Raw genomic sequence first — 20,963 nt, forward strand, 5'->3', positions numbered from 1 at the left:
AGGTCTGTTGGCTGACCCTTCCGCCGATTCCCGACCGTGCGGTGACTCATGGGGCAGCTCCCCCCGTCCGGGGCGCCGGCGCCGAAGCAACCTGGCAAACTCTTTCGCGACGCGCTGAAATGCCGGTGAAATCCTGCTGATGCAGGGACTTGAGAGCTGCCCCGGCACGGGGCGCACGGGGACGTGGGGACTTCGAAGTGGGCGTGGACGCAGTGGATTCGGGCGCGAGTCCGGCCGATTCGAGGGGGCACCTGCGGATCGACCTGCTCGGGCCGGTCAGGGCCCGACGCGGCGATTCGCCGCTCGCACTCGGACCGGTACGACGGCAGGCGGTTCTCGCCGCCCTGATCCTGCGGGCACCGGCCTTCGTGACATACCGGCAACTCCTCGACGACGTATGGGGGACCGAGCCCCCGGGGACGGGCCACCGGGTCCTGTCGAGCTATGTCTATGCGCTTCGCAAGACGCTGAACGGGGCGAGCGCCGGGCCGGTCCACTCGGTGATTCACGGTGGGCGCGGCGGCTACCGCTTCGTGCCCGGCGGAGCCCGGATCGACCTCGAAGACCTCGTCGAACTGGTCGCCCGTACGCAAGGCGCCAAAGCTGAGGGTGACTTCGGCTCGGCGCTCGACCACGGCGACCGGGCCCTGGATCTGCTCCGCAGTGAGCCGCTGCCGGGTCTGCCCGGGCCGCTCGCCGACGCGGAGCGGCAGCGGCTGGCACGGCAGCGACGCACGTTGCACCAGGGCCGGGCGGAGTGTCTGGTGCTGCTCGGGCGCTACCCGGAGGCCCTGGACGCGCTCATGGCAGCACCCCTGGCCCGTCCGCACGACGAGCCGCTCGCCGCCCTGCGGATGCGCGCGCTGTACGGCATCGGCCGGCAGGCCGAGGCACTGGCCGTCTACCAGGAGATGCGGCGCCGGCTCCTCGACGAGCTGGGCATGGAGCCCGGAGAGGAACTGCGCGGCGTGCACCAGGCAGTCCTGCGCCGGGACCACCAGCTGCTGCCCGCCCGTTCGGCGGGGCCGCCCGCGTCCGCCACCCCGACTCACCATGACACGCAGCCCGAGGAATCCCCGCCCGAGCAACGCCTCCCCGACGTATCCGATCACCCGGGCGGCTCCCGCCCCCGTCGAAACGATCTTCCCGGTGACACCGCCTGTCTCGTTGGCCGCGAACGGGAACTCGCCCTGCTCACCGCACCGGTGTCCGCAGAGGGTGTGTCCGTGGTGACGGTCGACGGCACGGCGGGCGTCGGCAAGACCGCCCTGGTGGTACGCGCCGCCTGGGCGCTCGACGACGCCTACCCCGACGGCTGCCTCTTCGTGGACCTGCACACGCACGGCGCCGCCCACGAGAGCGTCGGCCCGCAGCGCGCCCTGCGGCGGCTGCTGCGCGCGGTCCGCGCCAGCGGTGACGAGATCCCGGACGACCTGGATGACGTGGTGGACCTGGTCACGGCCTGGCGTGCGGCCACGAGTGCACTACGGCTGCTGATGGTCGTCGACGATGCCCGCAGTGCCGAGCAGGTGCGTCCGCTCCTCCCCGCCGGGCCGGGGAGCCGGGTTCTGGTGGCAGGCCGGCAACACCTGCCCGGCCTCGACGCCGATCTGCGGCTCACCGTCGAGCCACTCGGCACGGGCGAGGCCGTCGGCCTGCTCCGAGAGCTCATCGGGGAGTCCCGCGCGGACCACGAGCCCCAGGCGGCACTCGAGCTTGCCCGGCGTTGCGGCGGCCTGCCCCTGGCGCTGCGCATCGCGAGCGCTCGGCTCCAGAACCGCCCGTCCTGGACTCTGGCCTTCCTGGCCGGCCGGATGTCCGACGACGCACGCAGCCTCGGCGAGCTGCGTGCCGAGGGCCGCAGCGTGGAAGCCGCCTTCAGGATGTCGTACGACCAGCTCACGCCCGAACAGCGGCGCGGATTCCGCGCACTGGGCCTGGCTCCGACCGCACGCTTCGACGTGCTCACCCTCGCCGCCATGCTGAGAAACTCGCGTGAGGACGCCGAGAACATCCTGGAAGACCTGGTCGACGCGAGCTTGCTGCAGCAGCCGCATCCCGGCCGCTACAGGCTGCACGATCTCGTGCGGGCACACGCGCGGCGACTCGCCACCGAAGCGCCCGAGGAGGCGGCCGCAGACCGCGCCGCTGTCCTGCACCTCTATACGGCCGCAGGCCGCATCGCCAGCGACTGGGGCCCCGAAGGCTTCTCGACCGGCCCCGACGGGACGGGTGGTTCCCCGTTCCCGACCTGGCGGGAAGCCTCGGCGTGGCTGAAGGCGGCGGGCGGAGAACTGGTCGACGTGGTGTCCTACGCGGCCGCCGCCGGGCAGTTCGACCACGCCTGCCGGATTGCCGAAGCCCTGGCCGACCACCTGGTCCACGAGGGCCGGTTCCACGAGTGCCGTGCGGCCCTGGAGCTCGCGCTGCCGTGCGCGGACATGGCCGCCGACCGGCGGATGTCCTCCTCGCTGCGCAACTGCATGGGGATGGTCGACATCTACCAGGGGCGGTTCCGGCAGGCGCTCACCTGGTTCACCGAAGCGCGGCGCCACGGCTGCGGCCACGACGATCCGCGGAACCGGGCTCGGACCGTCGCCGGGATGGGGGCCGCGGAGTGGATGCTGGGCGGCATCGAGGACGCGGTTGCGCACCTGAGTGAGGCGGTGGAGCTGGCGGCCCGGCTCGGCGACGGCTGGCTGACCGGGATCGCGCTCTGCAATCTCGGCGCGATCCGATCCCAGCAAGGGCGGCACGAGCAGGCGCTCGAGCACTACACCGCCGCCGTCGCCATCGCCCAAAGGAACGGCCGACCCAGAACGATCAGCAACGCCCTGTGCTTCGCCGCCGACGCCCACCTGGCTCTAGGCCGGCACACGGAGGCCACCGACCTGCTGCGACGGGCGGTCGAACTGGCCCGCGAGGCCGAAGACCTGCCACTGCACGCTGCGAGCCTGTCCCGTCTCGCCACTGCGGAACATGTCCAGGGCAGTCTGCACTCTGCCGTCGACATCCACCACGAAGCCCTGTCCACCCTCACACAGAGCGCGAGCACATGGCTGGAGATGGAGGTCCGCATCCGTCTCGGCAACACGTACGCGGCGGCAGGCCGTCGCGCGGAGGCACGGCATGAATTCCGGACCGCCCTCTCTCTGCCGGGAGCCGGTGACCACCCCCGGCAGAGCGGCATGGCACGCGACGGGCTGAGAGGCGACGACGTGCGCTGCCCGCCCGAAGAGAACAACTGATCAGGGTGGTGACGGGTGGCCGGCGGCGGGAGCCGATGGGCAGGACGACCTCGTCCTGCGGACCGGGCGCAAGCACGTCAAGGCCTACCAGCGCGGTGTGGACGGCGCCGCGCTCTACGAGCTGGTGGTGACGGTTCGACCTGCTGGCCTGGGTGCCGATGCTCGCCCTGCGACCGGCAGATGCGCACATCGCTTGCGTCACAGGGCCGGCACCGAGGTGCCGGCGGCTTGGACGAGGGCGTACGAGGCGACGGGTTGCGGGAGCACACCGCTGACGCCGACGGCCCTACGGGGTCCAGCACTTCCTGGGCCACGCAAGCTTCCGGACCACTCAGCGCTACACCCACCCGCAGCCGGATACGCCCAAGGCCGTCTTCGGAGCGGGAGCGGACGGAAACCCTGCTCACGATCGCGGCACAGAGGCGCCTTCGCCCCTGTCCTGCTTGGACAGGGGCGAAGGCGTTTTCGGCGTCCACGCCCGATGAGGCCGGCGGCGAAGTCGTGTGCCCCACCCGCGAACCGGCAGGACGTGCGGCCCGTGCCGTCCCCTCGGCCGGGCCGGGACCACGCGGGTAGGAGGTGCTGATCAGCCGCACCACCGACGGGGATGCGTCTCGGGGGCGCAGGCCGAGCGTCCTGCCTACCGCCGCCTCGGCGTACCTCCGGATTCGGTCCCGTCAGGTGAGGGTCCAGCGCTGGTTGCTGCCGTTCGAGCAGGAGTAGAGCTGGATCTTGGTCCCGTTGGCGGTGCCGGTCCCGACGGCGTCGAGGCAGAGGCCGGACTGGACGCCCGCGATGGATCCGTCGGAGTTGACGCGCCATTTCTGGTTGTCGCCGCCCCAGCAGCTGTAGATCTGGACCTTGCTGCCGTTGCTCGTGCCGGCGGCGTCCAGGCATTTGTCGCCGTAGACCCGGAGCTCACCCGAGTCGGTGGCCACCCACTGCTGGTTGGTGCTGCTGCCGCAGTCCCACAGCTGGAGCTGGGTGCCGTCGTTGGTGCTGGCGTTGGGCACATCAAGGCAGCGGCTCGAACCGACGCCCTTGATCTGTCCGGAACCCGCAGGGGGCTCAGTGGTGTCGCCGGCATTGAGTGCGTTGAGGACGGCGGAGTAGGCGGCCTTCTTGCTGCCGTCGTTGTTGAACAGCAGCGGTGTGTGCTCCGCTCGCCAGGAGTCGCTGTCGCGCACACCCCAGACAGTGACGCCGAGGCAGCGGTCGACGGCCAGGCAGTCGTTGGTCACGTTGGCGTAGGTCGTGGGCGAGGCGCCCTGGATGTCCAGCTCGGTGACGGCCACGTCGACGCCGAGAGCGGCGAAGTTCTGCAGCGTGGTGCGGAAGTTGCTGTTGTAGGGGCTGCCGCTGTTGAAGTGCGCCTGGAAGCCCACGCAGTCGATCGGCACGCCGCGCTGCTTGAAGTCCCGGACCATGGAGTACATGGCCTGGGTCTTGGCCCAGGTCCAGTCCTCGACGTTGTAGTCGTTGTAGCAGAGCTTGGCGGACGGGTCGGCGGAGCGCGCGGTGCGGAAGGCGAGCTCGATCCAGTCGTTGCCGCTGCGCTGCAGGTTGGAGTCGCGTCGCGCGCCCGAACTTCCGTCGGCGAAAGCCTCGTTCACGACGTCCCACTGGACGATCTTGCCCTTGTAGTGGGCCATCACGCCGTTGATGTGGCCGATCATCGCCTGGCGCAGATCGTTGCCGCTGAGGCTCTGCATCCAGCCGGGCTGCTGTGAGTGCCAGGCCAGGGTGTGGCCACGCACCTCCTTGCCGTTCTGCACCGCCCAGTTGTAGACGCGGTCGGCGGAGCTGAAGTTGAACTGTCCCCGCTGCGGTTCAGTGGCGTCGATCTTCATCTCGTTCTCGGCCGTCACCATGTTGAACTCACGGTTCGCGATCGACGTGTACGTCGAGTCGCCCAGCCTGCCCGAAGCGATGGCGGTGCCGAAATAGCGGCCGCTCTGCGCCGCTGCGGCGCCCAGCGTGCTCTCGGCGGCGTGTGCTCCCGGTGGCGCGACCAGCGCGGCGGACGCACCGAGGACGCCGACGACCAGCGACAACAGCAGGTTGCGAGTTTTCCGGCGGACAACGGGTCGGGGAAGGGCATAGGAGCCCATGACTGTGCCTCCAAGGTGGAAATCACGAAAGGACTGATGCGGTGCGCGGATCTGCCGCGCAGCACAGGATGCCGAGGCCGACGTTCGGTATCTCGGACCATGGCCAGTTCCTCAGACAGGGATGATTGAGGCATCGGTGATGGGCCGTCAATACTCCCCGCACAAGAAGTTTCGATTGTTCATCCGAAACTTTCCGACATCCTGGCGAGTCTGAAATCAGCCCCGGCGCCGCCGTCGGGGACGTCCTGTGGCCGCGTCCGGGCGAGTGTGCGGACGCTGCTTGCTCGCCTTCTCCCTCCGCGTGTGCGCCTTGGGCTGGCGAACTGCATCCGCACACTCGGGAGAGGTCGGGTCGGCGCGATCCCTTGTCAGGCCCTAAGGGGAAGTGCTGTTTGTGGACAGATCAGGGGCAAGCCTTGACCGGAGTACCCCGCATCCCTAGCTTGTGGCCTCAAAGTATCCGGGAGTTCTCGAAACTTTCGAAACTGTCCCGGACCCACGGCACTTCCGTTCCGCTGTCCATCAGGGTCACCTCGACCCAGCCCCCAGGAGGCGCAGCTCATGTGGTACCGCCACCCGTTCTCGGCCCGGCCAAGACGCCTGCTCGCGGTCCTTGCACCCTTATTGCTCGTGGCCACCTTCCTCGGCGCCCAGCCCGCGGAGGCGGCGACCGTGGACCCCAACGCCTCGTACGTGCTGGTCAATCGCAACAGCGGCAAGGCGCTGGACGTCTACAACATGGCGACCGACGACGGCGCCCGCATCACTCAGTGGACCAGAAACGATCAGAGCCAGCAGCAGTGGCAGTTCGTCGATTCCGGGGGCGGCTACTACCGCATCAAGTCCCGCCACTCGGGCAAGGTGCTGGACGTGCACAACTGGTCCACCGCGAACGGCGGATCGATCGTCCAGTGGGCCGACCTGAACGCCGCCAACCAGCAATGGCGGCTCGTGGACAGCTCGGATGGCTACGTAAGGTTCATCTCGCGCCACAGCGGCAAGGCCCTCGAGGTGCAAGGCGGCTCCACCGCCGACAACGCGAACACCGTCCAGTACGACGACTGGGGCGGCACCAACCAGCAGTGGCAGCTCGTCAAGGTCGGCGGCGGTAACACCGGCCCGTGCGATCTGCCGGGGACGTACCGCTGGACATCATCGGGCCCGTTGGCGCAGCCCAAGCCGGGGTGGGTCTCGTTGAAGGACTTCACCGTCGTCCCCTACGAGGGCAAACAGCTCGTCTACGCGACGACGCACGACACGGGGACGCGCTGGGGTTCGATGAACTTCGGCCTGATCTCCGATTGGTCGGAGATGGCCTCGGCCGGCCAGAACGCGATGTCAGCTTCCACTGTCGCGCCCACCCTCTTCTACTTCGCGCCGAAGAACATCTGGGTGCTCGCCTACCAGTGGGGCGGTACCGCCTTCTCATACCGGACGTCGAGCGATCCCACCAACCCGAACGGCTGGTCATCCCCGCAGGTGCTCTTCTCCGGAAGCATCACCGGATCCGCAACAGGACCCATCGACCAGACACTCATCGGTGACGGGACGAACATGTACCTGTTCTTCGCCGGTGACAACGGCAAGATCTACCGGGCCGGTATGCCGATCGGCAACTTCCCGGGCAGTTTCGGCACCACCTCGACAGTGGTCATGAGCGATACCACGAACAACCTGTTCGAAGCCCCGCAGGTCTACAAGCTCCAAGGCCAGAACCGGTACCTCATGATCGTCGAGGCGATCGGCTCGCAGGGCCGCTACTTCCGCTCGTTCACGGCCACCAGTTTGAGCGGCTCATGGACGCCCCAGGCCGTGACCGAGAGCAACCCCTTCGCAGGCAAGGCCAACAGTGGCGCTTCCTGGACCAACGACATCAGCCACGGCGAACTGATCCGCACCAGCCCTGACCAGACCATGACCGTCGATCCCTGCAATCTGCAGTTGCTCTACCAGGGGCGCAGCCCCAACTCCGGCGGCGACTACGGCCTCCTGCCCTACCGTCCCGGTCTGCTGACACTGCAGCGCTGACGACGTGACACATGACCGGCTCCGGTACGGGGCCGTCGCGGCGGGCTCGGCGGAAGGCCGAGCCCGCCCGGTCCACCAAGCACGAGGTGACGCTTCGGTGCGCGCGTCATGTGGTGACGGTTGCCGGCGTCGCCAATCCTTGGGCTCCGACCGGCGGATGGTGCACAGACCCCTGCCTCCTGAGATTCACATCCCCCAAGTATCTTGATAATTGAAATATCTTGTTACGAGGGGAGTACAGGTGTTCTCGCTGGTCTTCGCGGTGCTTGCGGCCGCACAGCTGGGTCTGGCCGTGGTCGCATGGCGTCACTGGCGAGCGTCACCAGGCCTGTTGGCCGCCGTGCCGGCCCTGGTGTGCTCCGCGCTGGTCTGGGACAACGGGGTGATCGCCGTGGGGAGCCTCACGGGAACCGGGTCACTGCTGCACGCGATGAGCGTCCCCCGTTTTGTGCTGCACGCTCTTCTGACGCCCTTTCTGGTGCTCTGGTCGTTGTCGGCGGCGGACCACGCCGGGCTGCGCCTGGCGCGGGGGAAGCCGGCGCGAGCCGTGGCCGCCGGTCTCACGGCCCTCCTGGTAACAGCGGGCACGCTCCACGACGTCCTGGATCTGTCGCTGCGCCCGGAGCGCTGGGCGGACACCCTGCGCTACGTGAACGACGCGGCGTCCCCGACGGGCCCGCTGCCGGCCATCATCACCGGGCTGGTGGTCCTCGCCACCGGGATAGTGCTGTGGCGCCGCACCGGGTTCGTCTGGCTGGCGGTCACCGCCGCCGTGATGGTGGCGGTCTCCGGAGCGGGCGCCCAGGTGCCCCCGCTCGGCAACGCCGGGGAGGTCGTCCTCAACTTCGGGCTGCTGCTGACCGTCCGCAGGCTGCGGCCCCGGGGGGACCGGGACGCGGCCGACGCCCCGTCGGTGGCCGGCACACCCTGAGCAGGCGGTGCAGCCGCCGCGCGTCCAGCCGCCGGCGGCTGGAGGATTTCGCCCGACCTGATAAGACGTGAGATCCGCCGTCCGGTGCCGTGCGCGGTCCTGCCGGACGGGGGACGCCTGCATCACGCGTCGGCAGGAGGAGGCTTCCGGCCCCGCTGCCGTGTTCACCCCGGCTCGGAGCCGGGCACGTACGGCGGGACGGAGGCGACGGCGCGGGAGACATCGCGCAGTGGCGGTGACCCGAGCGGGGCGGCGCGGTCTCAACCGGCGCGGGAGGGGCTCCGCCCGGCTCGCCGGTACGCGGCCGCTCTGCCCGGCGTCCTCGGGCGGCGGCTGCGGAGCTGTCGCCATGTGGTCCTCGGGCACGGGCCCTGCGGCCGGGGCTTGAGGAAGTCCGTGTACGGGACCCGGCGCGGGGGCAGGCCGATCTCCAGCCAGTGGTCCTTGCCCGAGACGGAGTCCCATCTCTCGTTGGGCATGCGGACGAAGTCGTCGCGCGTGTCCTTGTTCTGAGAGGTGATCTGCAGGACTTCGGCATGGCCGGAGCGGCGTCCCACGATCACGCAGTAGTGCTGGGAGACCCCGGCCCTCTCCCGGAAGGGGACCCTGGCCAGCCAGACCTCCCCGGGCAGTGGACGCGTGCGTTCCCACCCGCGCACCCCCCGCCGGAAGAGCACGGCGACGAACCCGGCCGCCAAGCTCTCCAGTACCCCCTCCAGCGTGTAGTTGTCGGTCTCCAGCGTGTTCCGCGTCCACAGCGCCACCGCCGTGCACAGTCCCAGCAGTACCGCCGTCTGCACGGCCAGGGACGGCCCCCGGCCGGGCCTGCGGCGGCCCCCCGTCCAGACCACCGCCAGGGCCGTCAGCGTGGCCAGCCCGCTCGAAGCGACCCACTCGAGCACGCCGGGACGCTGCGAGGGCGTCTGGGCGGCCAGTACGTCGTAAAGCCAGACCGGGGCGGCGAGGAACTCACCCACGATCGTGAGTGCCAGAACGACGACCAGGCATCCGCCCATGGAATCTCCCCAGGTTGTACGGAACTCGACGGGCGGTGGGAGCCGCTCCGGCGCGCGGGGCCGGAGCGGCCGGCCCTGGCGCGAGCCGCCGGCGTGCCGTGCTGCTCGCGCCTTTCCGGAACGGCTGTGTTCCGTGTGGCCGTCCGCCGTTCCCCCCGCCCGCGTCGCCCGCAGCCTCTCCTCCGCTCCCAGGCCTCGCGTCAGCCTCTTCGCGGTCGGCGGACGGCCGGGCGGCGCGACCGGATGCCCCCGGCCCGGTCAAGAGACGTTCCCACGGGGAGGGGTGGCGCGGCATCCGTGAAACCACGTAGTGACGCACGGTTCCCTGCGAGACCCGGACCGGGCGCGCCCGTGTGGCACGCTGCCCCCCGGGGAACGGGCGCGGTCTCACGGAGCGGTCTCACGGAGCGGCTGCCTCTGCCGCGGTCCGTTCATCGGCCTCCGCCTTCCGCCCCGCGAGGTGCGGGAGCCCGGAGCCGACCGGTGCGATGCCGCGCCGCTCGGAGCGGTCGGCGAGACCGAGCAGTGGTCCCGTCATGGCTGTGGTCGCCAGGGCCATCACCACCAGGGCGAGGACCAGTGGTGCGGGCAGGATCCCGGCGCGGTGCCCGGCTTCGAGCACGATCAGTTCGGTCAGGCCCCTGGTGTTCATCAGAACCCCGATCCTGCGGGCCGAGGAGGGGCGCATGCCGGCGAGCCGGGCGCCGGTGTAGCCGCCGAGCAGTTTGCCCGCGCAGCCCAGCGCGAGGGTGGCGGCCACCAGCACCCAGGACACGGCGGTGAAGGCGTCGATGAGCACGGTGACACCGGTGACCACGAAGAAGACCGGCGTCAGCGAGAGGCCCGCGCGCGAGACCGCGGCCACCGGGCCCGCCCAGGGAGCCAGTGTCCCGCCGGGTATCGCCACGCCGACCATCGCGGCTCCGACGATGGCGGTCATGCCCAGGTGCTCGGTCAGCAGCGCGGTACCCAGCGCGGCACCACCGAGGAGCACCGCCGTCGTCCTCGGCATCCGCGCGCACAACCGGCGTGCCGGGCCGGTGCGCAGGCCCAGGCGCAGCAGGAGCGCGCAGCCGCCGCCCACGAGGAGCGCGGCGCCGGCCCTCCACAGGTTCGTGAGGTCACCCGCGCCGAGACCGATGGCGAGCGTGAGCATGATCCAGCCGAGGCTGTCCATGACCACGGCGGCGGACAGGGCGAACCGCCCCTCGGCCGAATCGCTGAGCCCACGGTCGCCGAGGATCCGGGACAGGACGGGGACCGCGGTGATGGACATGGCCACCGCGACCATCAGGGTGAAGGCGAGGACCGGCGCGTCGCCGCGGGCCGCAGTGTCGCCGGTGAGCCGGATCAGTCCCACCAGCAGGAGGCCGGTCGTGAGGGGTATCACGAACGCACCGGCGACCAGGGCGGAGAGGGTGCGCTGCGACGGTCCGCCCGGCTCGGGCCGCAACTTGTGGGCGAGGCCGACGAGATAGAGCACGAGCCCCGTCTGGCCGAGGAGCTTGAGCACGTCGAGCACGGAGGCCGGAAGCAGCGCGTCGAACGTGGCGCGGTCGGACAGCGCGAGCACGGCCGGCCCGATCAACAGGCCCACCGTGACCTCTCCGACGACCTCCGGCTGGCGCAGCCACCGGGCGGCGGCCCGCCCCGCACGGGCCAGGAGCAGCACGACGGCCAGTGTCGCGATCACATGCACGGGATTGAACGGGAACTCTGATACGTCCATGGCGGTGTGAGGCCCTTCGTGGCCGTTCCGGCGCGGTCAGGCCGACGGGGAGGTGCGGTCGGAGGCCTGTGCCGCGGCGTTGTCGGACAGGTGGAGCGCGGGACGACGGCTTCGAGCCGGTGCCGCCCACGCGGATCGGGACGTGCGTGGGTGACGAGGCCCCCGCCGGTCGCGCCGGAGTGGGGGACCGCCGGTGCGGGACCGGCGGGGGCCTCGGCCGGTCACGGGGCCGGACGTCGATGCGCCGACGTCACCCCGGATCGCGATGTGACAGTTTCAGCGACCCGTACCGCCGCATCCCGTACAGCAGAGGGCTCGACGGCTGACCGTCCTGTGTCGTCACCTGGAGCACCTCCCCGAGAACCACCACGTGGTCCCCGACGGGCAGCGTGCCGCTGACCCGGCAGTCAGCGATGGTGTGGGCGTCCTCCGTCAGGTGGGGCGGTCCGGACTCCGTCTCCCTGGTCCATTCGACCCGATCGAACCGGTCGGGTGCGCCGGACGCGAACAGGTCCGCCGACGGTTCGGCCTGGTCGTGCAGCAGGTTGACGGCGAAGGCCGACACCTGGAGGAGCGCCGCCAGCGTCGGGCTCTCCGCGCGCAGGCACACCAGCAGCGTCGGCGGCCGCAGGGCGACGCTGCACATCGACGAACAGGTCATCCCCCACGGCGCGCCGTCCGGCCCGGTGGCCGTCACCACGGCGACCCCGGCCGGATGCGTCGTCATGAAGGAGCGGAACTCAGCCGGGTCGACCGGCGGTCGCGCGACTGTGCCGGTCACGGGATTCGGCATGTGTGTGCTACCTCCTTCCTCGGCCGCGCGGCCGGCTACGGACGCATGCCCTTCAGTTCGTTGACGTGCTTCAGGTACTCCCAGTGGCTCGGCAGCTGCTCGACGAGCGTGGCGGCCTGATCCCGCACCTGCCGCAGTTCCTTGGTCGCGGCGACGTCGTCCATCAGCGCCAGGCCCGGCAGCGAACGCATGTCGAGGCCGCCGAGACCCAGGATCATCGCGGTGTACGAGTAGGGCTCGAACCCGTGGTAGTAGGGGAACACGCTGTCCGCGTCGGGCAGCTTCACCTTCCACTGCTCGATCCGCTCGGCCAGCGCGTCCGGCATCGTGCGGGTCTTGGCGTCCCGCCAGTAGTCGTTGTCGTCGCGCTTGGCGGCGACGTAGTGCAGCACGAGGAACTCCCGTACGCCGTCCATGACGTTGGCGACCTGGCGGTTGTAGGACGCGCGCAGCCGGTCGTCGTCCCGGCCGCCCGGGAAGTGCTTCACCAGCTGCTCGATGGCGTTCTGGATGAAGAAGATCCCCGTGGACTCGAGCGGCTCGACGAATCCGCTGGACAGGCCGATCGCCACACAGTTGTTCACCCAGGAGTTCTCGCTGCGGCCGATCCGCATCCGGATGTGGTTGGCTTCCAGGTTCTCCGCAGCGGGTCCCACGAACTCTCGGAGCGTGCGCTCCGCCTCGTCGGGAGTGCAATAGTCACCGGCGTACACGTAGCCCGTGCCGATCCGGCCGTACAGCGGGATCGTCCAGATCCAGCCCGCGTCCTGCGCGGTGGACCTCGTGTACGGGCCCATCCCCTGGTCCGCCATCTCCATGGGTACGCGGAGCGCGACCGCTCTGTCGTTCGGCAGGGTGTCCTGGTAGGAGAGGAAGGGCACGCCCAGTTTCTTGTTGAGCAGCATTCCGCGGAACCCCGTGCAGTCGATGAAGAGATCGCCTGACAGGTCCCCGTTCTCCTTGGTGCGCACATGCGTGAGGTCGCCGCGCTCGTCCGCCGCCGCCTCGACGACGTCGTCCAGGATGTGCCGGACGCCCCGGTCCTTCCCGTACCGGGTGAGGAGCTTGGCCAGCAGCGTCGCGTCGAACTGGTACGCGTACGGGAACTGCGTGGTCTGTTCGGCCATGGTCGACCGCGACATCCGCTCCGACGCGTGCTCGCCGGCGTCGAGCGCCAGCAGACTCCCCTCCAGCCGGCGGGGTGAGCGCTTGGCGTCGCAGAGCGCGGCGATGACCGTGCAGTCCCTGTCGTAGTCCGCGCTGGGCCGCTTGTGCAGCCACCAGTCGGCGAGGGAGACGCCCTCCACCACCCGCGGCCGTTCGAAGGGGTGGTAGAAGTGGTGCCCTTCGGCCCGCCAGTTGTCGTAGCGGATCGCCAGTTTGTAGGTGGCGTGACAGTCCGGCATCCAGTCGGTCTCCGCGAGTCCGAGGTAGGAGAAGAAGTGCCGGATCGTACTGAAGGAAGCCTCACCGACACCGATCGTGGGCACGTTCTTCGATTCGACGAGCGTTATCGAGAGCTTGTCGCCGAACGTTGCCGCCAAATACGACGCGGTCATCCAGCCCGCGGTCCCGCCGCCGACGATGACAACACTCCTGGCCATGATTCCCTCACTTCTCTTCGCTGACCCGACTTCGATCGTCCTGGTTACCGCGATCCCGGAAATTCGGAGGAACGGGATCCGGGTGGAACTCGCGCGACGCCGTCCTCAGCCGGCTGACACGTGGCCTCCGCCGCCGCATTCGTCGGCGAACTCCACGATCTTGCGCACCCCGGTCTCGAGCGCCACGGGGTCCACACAGAACGCGATCCGGACCAGATGCCGCGCCCAGGGCGCGAAGTCGTGGGAACGGATGCGGCCCTGGCCGTCGACCTCGGGGCGCATGGCGAACCCGTTGCCCGGTACGACCGCGACGCCCTTCTGCTCGAGCAGCCGGGTCGCGAACGTCTCCGAGTCCAGCCCGGTCCGGGCGACATCGAGCATCGCGTACCACCCGCCGGCGGGCAGTTCGTCCAGCAGCCCGGCCCGGACCAGCGGGGACAGCGCGACATCCCTGTTGCGCTGCACCAGCTTGCGGTTGGCCGCGGTCGCCTCGGCACGGCTGTCCAGCGCGGCGATTCCCGCGTACTGCGCGGGGGTCGACGTGCCGATGATGTTGGCTTCCTGGGCGACCTTCATGACGTCGGCCGCCCGGTCGTTGGCCAGCGAGACGTAGCCCAGCCGGTAGCCGGTCATCGCGAAGCTCTTGGAGAAGCTGAAGACGCTGTGCACGATGCGCTCGTCGACGGGGACGTCACGTTCGAGGGAAGCCACCGAGATGTGCTCACGCTCGTAGAGGAAGTGCTCGTAGGCCTCGTCGCTGATGACGTGCCAGCCCCGGCTCCGTGCCAGTTCCAGCAGTGCGCCGAGTTCGCCGCGGTCCAGGGCGACGCCGGTCGGATTGGCCGGCGAGTTGATCAGCAGCACCCGGGTACGCGGTGTCGCGGCGGCCGCGATCGTCCCGGCGCTCGGCCGGAAGCCGTCGCCGAGCGGGTACAGGACCGGTCGGAAGCCCGCGAGCAGACTCTGCTGAAGGTGGACCGGCCAGTGCAGTTCCGGCAGGAGGATCTCGGCACCGGGCTCGGCCAGCGACTGCAGCAGGGCGGCCAGGCCCTGGCACGACCCCGGTGAGATCAGCAGCCGGGAGACCGCGCTGTCCACGTCGTTGTCCGTGTGGAGCTTCTCCACCAGGGCGGCGCGCAGCGCGGGCAGTCCCTCCACGCCGGTGTACTTGGTCTCGCCCCGCCGCACGGCGTCGACGAACGCATCGGCGACGTTCGCCGCGGGGTCGAAATACGGGTCGCCGACGTGCAGTTTCATCACATCGGTTCCGGACTCCTGTTCCTTCGCCTCCGCCGCCCGGAAGATTCGGTGCAGGCACGACGAAGGAATGGAGCCGGCGGCGGACAAGATGTCTGGACTCACGCTCATACCACCTTTGTTCCGTTGATTTTCTTCAGAGTCGGAAGGGCGCGTCACGCCGTACGCCCGCCGTCGACGGGTATCAGCGCTCCGGTCACCCAGCCCGACAGTTCCGGGTCGAGCAGCGTGCAGACCCACCTGCCGATGTCCGCGCCCTCGCCGAACCGGCCCATCGGGGTCGACGCGAGGAGGTCGACGCGCATCTGCTGGGTGCCCGCCCCGTCCAGGCCGGTCTCGTCCCACATGGGGGTGTCCACCGGACCGGGCATAACGGCGTTCACCCTTACGTCCGGGGCGAGTTCCCTCGCCAGCGAGCGGGTGAGGCTGTTGAGGGCCGCCTTGGTCGCGCCGTAGAAGGCGCGCCCGGGCATGGACAGCACACCGCCGACCGACGAGACGTTGACAGCGCTGCCCCGGCAGGCCCGCAGCTGCGGCAGTGCGCACCGGATCAGTTCGGCCGGAGCCCGGACATTGACCGCGAACATCTCGTCGAAGAGGGCGGGGTCGATCGCGTCGAGCCGGCCGAACCGGGCCAGACCGGCGTTGTTCACCACCGCGTCCAGGCTGCCGAAGCCACCGGTCGCCGCCGCGACGACCTGTTCGGCGGCCCCGGGCACGCAGATGTCCTGGGCCACGGCCACGACGGCGTCACCGTACCGGTCCACCAGGTCCCGCAGCGGTTCCTCGCGGCGTCCGACCGCTGTCACGCAGGCGCCGGCCTTCAGCAGGCATTCCGTGATCCCCCGGCCGATACCGGTGGCCGCGCCGGTCACCACGACCGACTTTCCGGCAAGAGTCATCCTGGAACCTCGCTCTCCGAGAGCATTCCGGCGATGTCGCCGATGAGTTCGGCGGGGTCCGAGAGGAACCGGAAGTGGCCGCCCGGCCAGGACCGCACGCTGAACGGGCCTGCTCCCACCGCGGCCCAGGCGCCGATCCGGGCGCCGTCCACCAGCGGATCCCCGGTGTTGTAGTAGCCGCGGACCCGGCAGCGCAGCGGTTCGGGGTCCGGCGCGGGCCGGTAGGTCTCGTTCAGTGCGATGTCGGACCGCATGACCGGCAGCAGCAGATCCCGGATCTCCGCGTCGTCCGCGAGCTCGGGGTCGATCCCGCCGAGATCCCGCACGGCACTCCACAGTTCCTCGTCGCCGGCCAGGTGCGTGGTCCCGCCGCCGGCCTGCCACGGCGCCGGTGCGCCCGACACGAACAGACAGGCGGGGGGCCTGCCGTTCTCCTGCAGCGCTCTCGCGGTCTCGTACGCGACCAGCGCACCCAGACTGTGCCCGAACAGGGCGCAGGGTTCCGGGCCGAGCCGCAACAGTTCCGCGGCGACGTGTGCGCCGATCTCGGCGACGCTGCCGGCGGGTTCTTCGGCGAACCGGTCGGCGTGCCCCGGGTACTGCACGGCGAGCAGTTGGGTGTCCACGGGCATCGACGACGTCCAGGCGCGGTATGCGGCCGCCGAACCACCGGAGAAGGGAAAGCAGACCAGCCTGCCGGCCGGGCTCTCCACGTCACCGAGGGCCCGCAGCCATTCCCGGGCAGGCGTTCGTAGGCGATTCACACAACCGAGCTTCACCGAACCGCACGCCTGCCCACGGCAATCTGTCAAAGCTCTGTCGGGCCGGACGCCGCCCCCCGGTTCTTGCCCGAACCTGAAGGTGTCGCACCCCAAGGGCCGCCCCCGTCGTACCCGGCGGGCGCACGACGACGGCCACGGCACCCCGCCGTGTCCGCCGCGTACCTCCCGTATGCGGACGCCCTCCGCCTTGCGACACACCGCATTCGACGCCGCGCGCTGATCCACCAGGTATGACGGGACAGCTCTGTAGGAGGACACATGCTGGACGGGTTCGTGCCCTGGCCAACCGACTTCGCCGATCGTTACCGCCGAGCCGGTCACTGGCGCGGCCGCTCACTGCGGCAGCTCCTGGACGACAGCGCCGGACACCATCCGCACAAGACCGCCGCCGTGGACGCGACGAGCCGGGTCAGCTATCAGGAGCTGCTCGGGGAGGCCGACCGGATCGCGGCCGGCCTGCTCGACCTCGGCGTCGGCGGACGTGACCGGGTGGTGGTGCACCTGCCGAACAGGATCAGCTTCCTGTCCACCGTGGTGGCCCTGTTCACGATCGGGGCGATACCGGTACTGGCGCTGCCCGGACATCGCCGGGACGAGATCCTCCACCTGGCGCGGTCGTCCGGTGCGGTGGCGTACGTCGGCCCCGACCGCTTTCAGGGCTTCGACCACCGCGCACTGGCCCGCGAGGTCCGCAGGGACGTGCCGGGCCTGCGGCACGTCGTGATCGCGGGCGAGGCGGGGGAGTTCACGCCGCTGTCCGAGCTCGCCCGCACCCGTGCGCGGGAACTGCCGCCGGTCGACCCGTCCGAGGTGGCGCTGCTGCTGTTGTCGGGTGGAACCACCGGTGTGCCGAAGCTGATTCCGCGGACCCACGACGACTACGCCTACAACATCTCCGCATGCGCCCGGGTGGTGGAGTTCGACGACAGCGGCGTGTACCTCGCGGCGAACCCCGTGCCGCACAACGCCGCTCTCGGCTGCCCCGGAGCACTCGGTGCGCTGCTCCTGGGAGGCAAGGCGGTGCTGGCCGCCAACCCCAGTCCCGACCAGGTGTTCCCGCTGATCGAGCAGGAGGGCGTCACCCTCACCACACTGGTGCCCGCGCTGGCCCTGCTGTGGGCGGAAGCCGCCCGCTCCACACCGGTCGACATGAGCCGCATGACCATCCAGGTGGGCAGCTCCAAGTTCGGGCCGGCCGCCGCGGAGCGGGTGTCCTCGAGTCTGGGGTGCCGCATCATGAACGTGTACGGCATCGGTGAGGGACTGATCACCCACACACGCCTCGACGATCCGCCCGAGGTCCTCTTCGGCACCGAGGGAAAACCGGTGTCCCCGGACGACGAGATCAGGATCGTCGACGCCGAGGACAACGACGTCGTGCCCGGTGACACCGGCGAACTGCTCACCCGCGGTCCGTACACGATCCGCGGTTACTTCGCCGCCCCGGAGCACAACCGCCGGGCGTTCACAGACGACGGTTTCTACCGCACAGGTGATCTGGCCCGGATGACGGAGAAGGGCGACATCGTCGTCGAGGGCCGGCTGAAGGACATCATCCATCACATGGGGGAGAAGGTCTCGGCCGAGGAGGTGGAGGGCCACCTGCTGACCCACCCCCTGGTCCTGGACACCGCGGTGGTGGGCATCCCGGACGACGACCTCGACGAACGCGTCTGCGTGTTCGTCGTCCTCGGCAGTGACGCCGATCCCACCGCGAAGCCGGTCTCGCTGCGCACGATCAGGGAACACATGCGTGACCGGGGGCTGGCGTCCTACAAGCTGCCGGACGAGGTGATCGTCGTTCCCGGCCTCCCCCGCACCCCGGTGGGCAAGATCGACAAGAACGCGCTGAAGGCCGTGCACCGGGAGCGCCAGGTGATCTGACGGCCGCCCCGCCACACCCTGCGGGCCGGCGGGCGGCACCCCATGCGATGTGACACCGCCCGGAAGGACGCCCGCGTACGGACATGTACGCGGGCGTCCTTGCCGGGCGGGCGTCCCGGCCACGCGGCGGATGCGCGGCCGTGGTCACGTGAGCTCCCCGGAAGGCAGGGGCCGACCCTCGGGCCGTCCTCCGCACGAGGGACCGCACGAGGGACCGTTCCGGCTTCCCCGGCGTCAACCGAAAGCGGATCCTCATCGAGAGAGTTGGTTGCCATGTACCGCGAAGCAGATGTCGATGTGACGTCCGAGGAACGCAACGAGGAGGTCAGGCGCCTCGACCCGTTGGAGCTCGACGAAGACCTCCGAGTGCTGCCGAAGATGAACGAAGCCGCGGACACGGCTGCGTTGGCGCAGGTCCTCGCTCAGGCGCTTCCTCCGGCGGAGGGCATCGCGGGCTTCACCCTGCCGGAGTGCCTCGCCGCCATGCGCGACCTGGGCATGTACCTCGGCAGTCTCAAGAGGCACGGGGTGTCCGCCTTCGACGCGGTGCCGGGGGCAGTCGGACCGTTCGAAATGCTCGGGCGCCGTACGCACATGATTCCGCGGGACACGGTGTACCACTACACGTGCTGGAACCCTGCCGGTGACCGGGAGCGGCTCTACACAGGGCACCAGATGGAGCGCAGCCTGATCGACGCGGTGAGGACCTGTGTGCCGGATCTGGCACTGGCCGTCGAAGCCGGCTGCTCCCTCCAGGGCGAAGACGCGTGCAGTCCGGCTCACGCCGACAGGATGGCCTCACTCGCACTGCACATAGCGGCTGCGGACAAGGCGATGGGCAGTGTGATCTCGGAGGTCTCACCCGAGTTCTTCGCGCGTGTGCTCAGACCGTTCTTCGAGGACGTCCGCATAGAGGGCCGGACCTACATGGGGCCGGCCGCCGCTCATGTTCCCCTCTTCCTCGTCGACGTACTGCTGTGGGCGTCCGACCGCGGCAGCCGCGAGTACTCGCAGTTCTGCGACGAGGTCGCCCTGCACACGCTGCCCCACTGGCGGGACCGGTACGCGGAGTGGACGACGATGCCGTCCGTGACCTCCCGGGTCGCCGCCGCTCTCGGCGAATCCCGTTCGGCTCCCGCGGCGGAGCACGCGCGGTCCAGTGCGAGGGGTCTGCGGCAGGCCCTCACCTCGCTGACCTCGTTCCGCGGCAAGCACCTGGTGATGGCACGACGTGCGTATAAGGCCGACGTCCGCCTCTACGAACTGGGCAGTGGCGGGGGAAGCGTGGGGCTGCTCGAAGAGATCCTCGCCCTCACCAGGCAGAACGGCTCGATGGCCGGCGCACCCTCCGCTCGGCAGAAATCCGTACGGTAAGCCCCTACAGGAGCGAAGTGGCTCGATGAGAATCACGATTGTCGGGTCCGGGATAGCCGGACTGACCACCGCGATCAGCCTCCACGAGGCGGGCTTCGGCGACGTCACCGTCATCGAGGCCGATACCCGTATCCGTCCGGTCGGGCTCGGGCTGAACATCCTGCCCAACGCCGTTCGTGAGCTCGCCGAACTCGGGCTGCTGGACGCATTGCGGGAGGGGTCGGTCCTCACCCGGGAACTGGCGATGTACAACCCGCACGGGGACCTGGTGTGGCGGGAGGACCGCGGGCTCGCGGCGGGCTACCTGTGGCCACAGATCTCGATATCGCGTTCGCGGCTCGTCCTGGTCCTGGCCGCGGAGGTGCGGCGCCGTCTGGGCGACGGGGCCATCAGCACCGGCAGCCGGCTGGTCGGCCTGAGGGACGGGCACGGTGGGACGTGCGGCGTCTTCGCGGACCGGCACGGTTCCCTGCGGACGGTCGGGACGGACGTACTCGTCTGCGCGGACGGCATTCGTTCGGCGGCGAGGGCAGCGCTCTACCCCTCCGAGGGCCCTCCCCCGACGAACGGTATGACGCTGTACCGGGGGACCGCCTGGGGGGACCGGTTCCTGACGGGAAGATCCATGGCGGTCCTGGGGGACGACAGAAGGCGTCTGGTCCTGTACCCGATAGACACGGAAGGGGCGACGGGACGGTCCTTGACGAACTGGGTGGCCGCCTTTCCCGGGGGCGAGGCCGGCGCACCGGAGCTTCCCTCGGAGGGCGTTGCTGAGCAACGGCGCGCCATCCTGCGGCAGTTCGCCGGATGGGCACCCCCGGGAGTGAACCTGTCGCGCCTCCTCGGGGGCACACGGCACATACAGCGGTATCCGATGATCGACCGGGACCCTCTTCCCCGGTGGACGTTCGGAAACGTGACGCTCGTGGGTGACGCCGCCCACGCGATGTACCCCGCGGGATCCAACGGTGCCACACAGGCCGTCATCGACGCCCGGGTACTCGCCTGGAACCTCGCCACCCACACCGAGGTGGGCGACGGCTTGCAGGCCTACGAGGACGAACGCCGCCCGCAGATGACGGAGCTCCAGAAGAGCAATCGCTCCATGGGCCCGGAGAAGGTACTCACCGTGGCCCATGAGAGGGCCCCCCACGGCTTCGACGAGGTGGGGGACGTCTTCAGCGAGGAAGAGCTGGCGGAGATCTCCCGCACCTATGCCATGACCGGGAAGTTCGATCAGGACTGGGTCAACTCACGACCCTCACTGTCCGTCGGCTGACGCCACGGGCCGCCCACGCGGTACA

Annotated in this window: 14 protein-coding genes; 6 read left to right on the forward strand and 8 right to left on the reverse strand. The window is 69.9% G+C overall.

Going from position 1 to position 20,963, the window contains the following annotated elements; genetic code table 11:
• Nucleotides 1-203 precede the first annotated feature (203 nt).
• Complete coding sequence (locus HED23_RS09275; protein ID WP_238441886.1) at nucleotides 204-3,248, forward strand: AfsR/SARP family transcriptional regulator; 3,045 nt, start codon at nucleotides 204-206, stop codon at nucleotides 3,246-3,248.
• A gap of 677 nt (nucleotides 3,249-3,925) precedes the next feature.
• Here the strand turns inward: HED23_RS09275 and HED23_RS09280 are convergent.
• The gene (locus HED23_RS09280) at nucleotides 3,926-5,359 is read right to left on the reverse strand and encodes an endo-1,4-beta-xylanase (protein WP_203182926.1); all 1,434 of its coding nucleotides are present in this window, start codon (nucleotides 5,357-5,359) and stop codon (nucleotides 3,926-3,928) included.
• 561 nt (nucleotides 5,360-5,920) lie between these two features.
• Between HED23_RS09280 and HED23_RS09285 the strand changes: the two genes are divergently transcribed.
• Nucleotides 5,921-7,387 carry a non-reducing end alpha-L-arabinofuranosidase family hydrolase gene (locus tag HED23_RS09285; protein ID WP_203182927.1) on the forward strand — a complete coding sequence of 489 codons (1,467 nt, stop codon included), beginning with the start codon at nucleotides 5,921-5,923 and terminating at the stop codon, nucleotides 7,385-7,387.
• 241 nt (nucleotides 7,388-7,628) lie between these two features.
• Nucleotides 7,629-8,318, forward strand: a complete 690-nt coding sequence (locus HED23_RS09290) for a hypothetical protein (protein ID WP_203182928.1) — start codon at nucleotides 7,629-7,631, stop codon at nucleotides 8,316-8,318.
• Nucleotides 8,319-8,578: 260 nt separating this feature from the next.
• Here HED23_RS09290 and HED23_RS09295 read toward each other — a convergent pair whose 3' ends face one another.
• The 7 genes from HED23_RS09295 to HED23_RS09325 all read right to left on the reverse strand — a co-directional run bounded on the left by HED23_RS09295 (nucleotide 8,579) and on the right by HED23_RS09325 (nucleotide 16,383).
• Entirely contained in the window at nucleotides 8,579-9,334 is a 756-nt protein-coding gene (locus HED23_RS09295) for a hypothetical protein (protein ID WP_203182929.1), read from the reverse strand.
• Nucleotides 9,335-9,734: 400 nt separating this feature from the next.
• Nucleotides 9,735-11,063: a cation:proton antiporter gene (locus HED23_RS09300; RefSeq protein ID WP_203182930.1), complete on the reverse strand. Its 1,329-nt coding sequence runs from the start codon at nucleotides 11,061-11,063 to the stop codon at nucleotides 9,735-9,737.
• Between the two features lie 250 nt (nucleotides 11,064-11,313).
• The gene (locus tag HED23_RS09305) at nucleotides 11,314-11,856 is read right to left on the reverse strand and encodes a flavin reductase family protein (RefSeq protein ID WP_203182931.1); all 543 of its coding nucleotides are present in this window, start codon (nucleotides 11,854-11,856) and stop codon (nucleotides 11,314-11,316) included.
• A 35-nt stretch (nucleotides 11,857-11,891) separates the two neighbouring features.
• Entirely contained in the window at nucleotides 11,892-13,460 is a 1,569-nt protein-coding gene (locus tag HED23_RS09310) for a tryptophan halogenase family protein (RefSeq protein ID WP_203182932.1), read from the reverse strand.
• Between the two features lie 105 nt (nucleotides 13,461-13,565).
• Nucleotides 13,566-14,828: a pyridoxal phosphate-dependent aminotransferase gene (locus HED23_RS09315; protein WP_203182933.1), complete on the reverse strand. Its 1,263-nt coding sequence runs from the start codon at nucleotides 14,826-14,828 to the stop codon at nucleotides 13,566-13,568.
• Between the two features lie 44 nt (nucleotides 14,829-14,872).
• Nucleotides 14,873-15,619 (reverse strand): SDR family NAD(P)-dependent oxidoreductase, encoded by a 747-nt coding sequence (locus HED23_RS09320; protein WP_203182934.1) that lies wholly within the window; start codon nucleotides 15,617-15,619, stop codon nucleotides 14,873-14,875.
• A complete protein-coding gene (locus HED23_RS09325) occupies nucleotides 15,616-16,383 on the reverse strand; it encodes a thioesterase II family protein (protein WP_203182935.1) in 768 nt (255 codons plus the stop codon). Before HED23_RS09325 ends, HED23_RS09320 begins: the two co-directional genes overlap by 4 nt.
• A gap of 276 nt (nucleotides 16,384-16,659) precedes the next feature.
• On the opposite strand from HED23_RS09325, the gene HED23_RS09330 reads away from it, so the two are divergent.
• The 3 genes from HED23_RS09330 to HED23_RS09340 all read left to right on the forward strand — a co-directional run bounded on the left by HED23_RS09330 (nucleotide 16,660) and on the right by HED23_RS09340 (nucleotide 20,938).
• Nucleotides 16,660-18,285: a (2,3-dihydroxybenzoyl)adenylate synthase gene (locus HED23_RS09330; RefSeq protein WP_203182936.1), complete on the forward strand. Its 1,626-nt coding sequence runs from the start codon at nucleotides 16,660-16,662 to the stop codon at nucleotides 18,283-18,285.
• A gap of 273 nt (nucleotides 18,286-18,558) precedes the next feature.
• Entirely contained in the window at nucleotides 18,559-19,659 is a 1,101-nt protein-coding gene (locus tag HED23_RS09335; RefSeq protein ID WP_203182937.1) for a monodechloroaminopyrrolnitrin synthase PrnB family protein, read from the forward strand.
• 25 nt (nucleotides 19,660-19,684) lie between these two features.
• Nucleotides 19,685-20,938 carry an FAD-dependent monooxygenase gene (locus HED23_RS09340; RefSeq protein WP_203182938.1) on the forward strand — a complete coding sequence of 418 codons (1,254 nt, stop codon included), beginning with the start codon at nucleotides 19,685-19,687 and terminating at the stop codon, nucleotides 20,936-20,938.
• Nucleotides 20,939-20,963: the final 25 nt, after the last annotated feature.

Source organism: Streptomyces pratensis (assembly GCF_016804005.1).
Lineage (GTDB): Bacteria > Actinomycetota > Actinomycetes > Streptomycetales > Streptomycetaceae > Streptomyces > Streptomyces pratensis_A.

What these genes read in the sequence shown, in the direction of transcription:
- HED23_RS09280 (WP_203182926.1), bottom strand. Translation starts at nt 5,359, where the DNA reads ATGGGCTCCTATGCCCTTCCCCGACCCGTTGTCCGCCGGAAAACTCGC.
- HED23_RS09285 (WP_203182927.1), top strand. Translation starts at nt 5,921, where the DNA reads ATGTGGTACCGCCACCCGTTCTCGGCCCGGCCAAGACGCCTGCTCGCG.
- HED23_RS09295 (WP_203182929.1), bottom strand. Translation starts at nt 9,334, where the DNA reads ATGGGCGGATGCCTGGTCGTCGTTCTGGCACTCACGATCGTGGGTGAG.
- HED23_RS09300 (WP_203182930.1), bottom strand. Translation starts at nt 11,063, where the DNA reads ATGGACGTATCAGAGTTCCCGTTCAATCCCGTGCATGTGATCGCGACA.
- HED23_RS09305 (WP_203182931.1), bottom strand. Translation starts at nt 11,856, where the DNA reads ATGCCGAATCCCGTGACCGGCACAGTCGCGCGACCGCCGGTCGACCCG.
- HED23_RS09310 (WP_203182932.1), bottom strand. Translation starts at nt 13,460, where the DNA reads ATGGCCAGGAGTGTTGTCATCGTCGGCGGCGGGACCGCGGGCTGGATG.
- HED23_RS09315 (WP_203182933.1), bottom strand. Translation starts at nt 14,828, where the DNA reads ATGAGCGTGAGTCCAGACATCTTGTCCGCCGCCGGCTCCATTCCTTCG.
- HED23_RS09320 (WP_203182934.1), bottom strand. Translation starts at nt 15,619, where the DNA reads ATGACTCTTGCCGGAAAGTCGGTCGTGGTGACCGGCGCGGCCACCGGT.
- HED23_RS09330 (WP_203182936.1), top strand. Translation starts at nt 16,660, where the DNA reads ATGCTGGACGGGTTCGTGCCCTGGCCAACCGACTTCGCCGATCGTTAC.
- HED23_RS09335 (WP_203182937.1), top strand. Translation starts at nt 18,559, where the DNA reads ATGTACCGCGAAGCAGATGTCGATGTGACGTCCGAGGAACGCAACGAG.
- HED23_RS09340 (WP_203182938.1), top strand. Translation starts at nt 19,685, where the DNA reads ATGAGAATCACGATTGTCGGGTCCGGGATAGCCGGACTGACCACCGCG.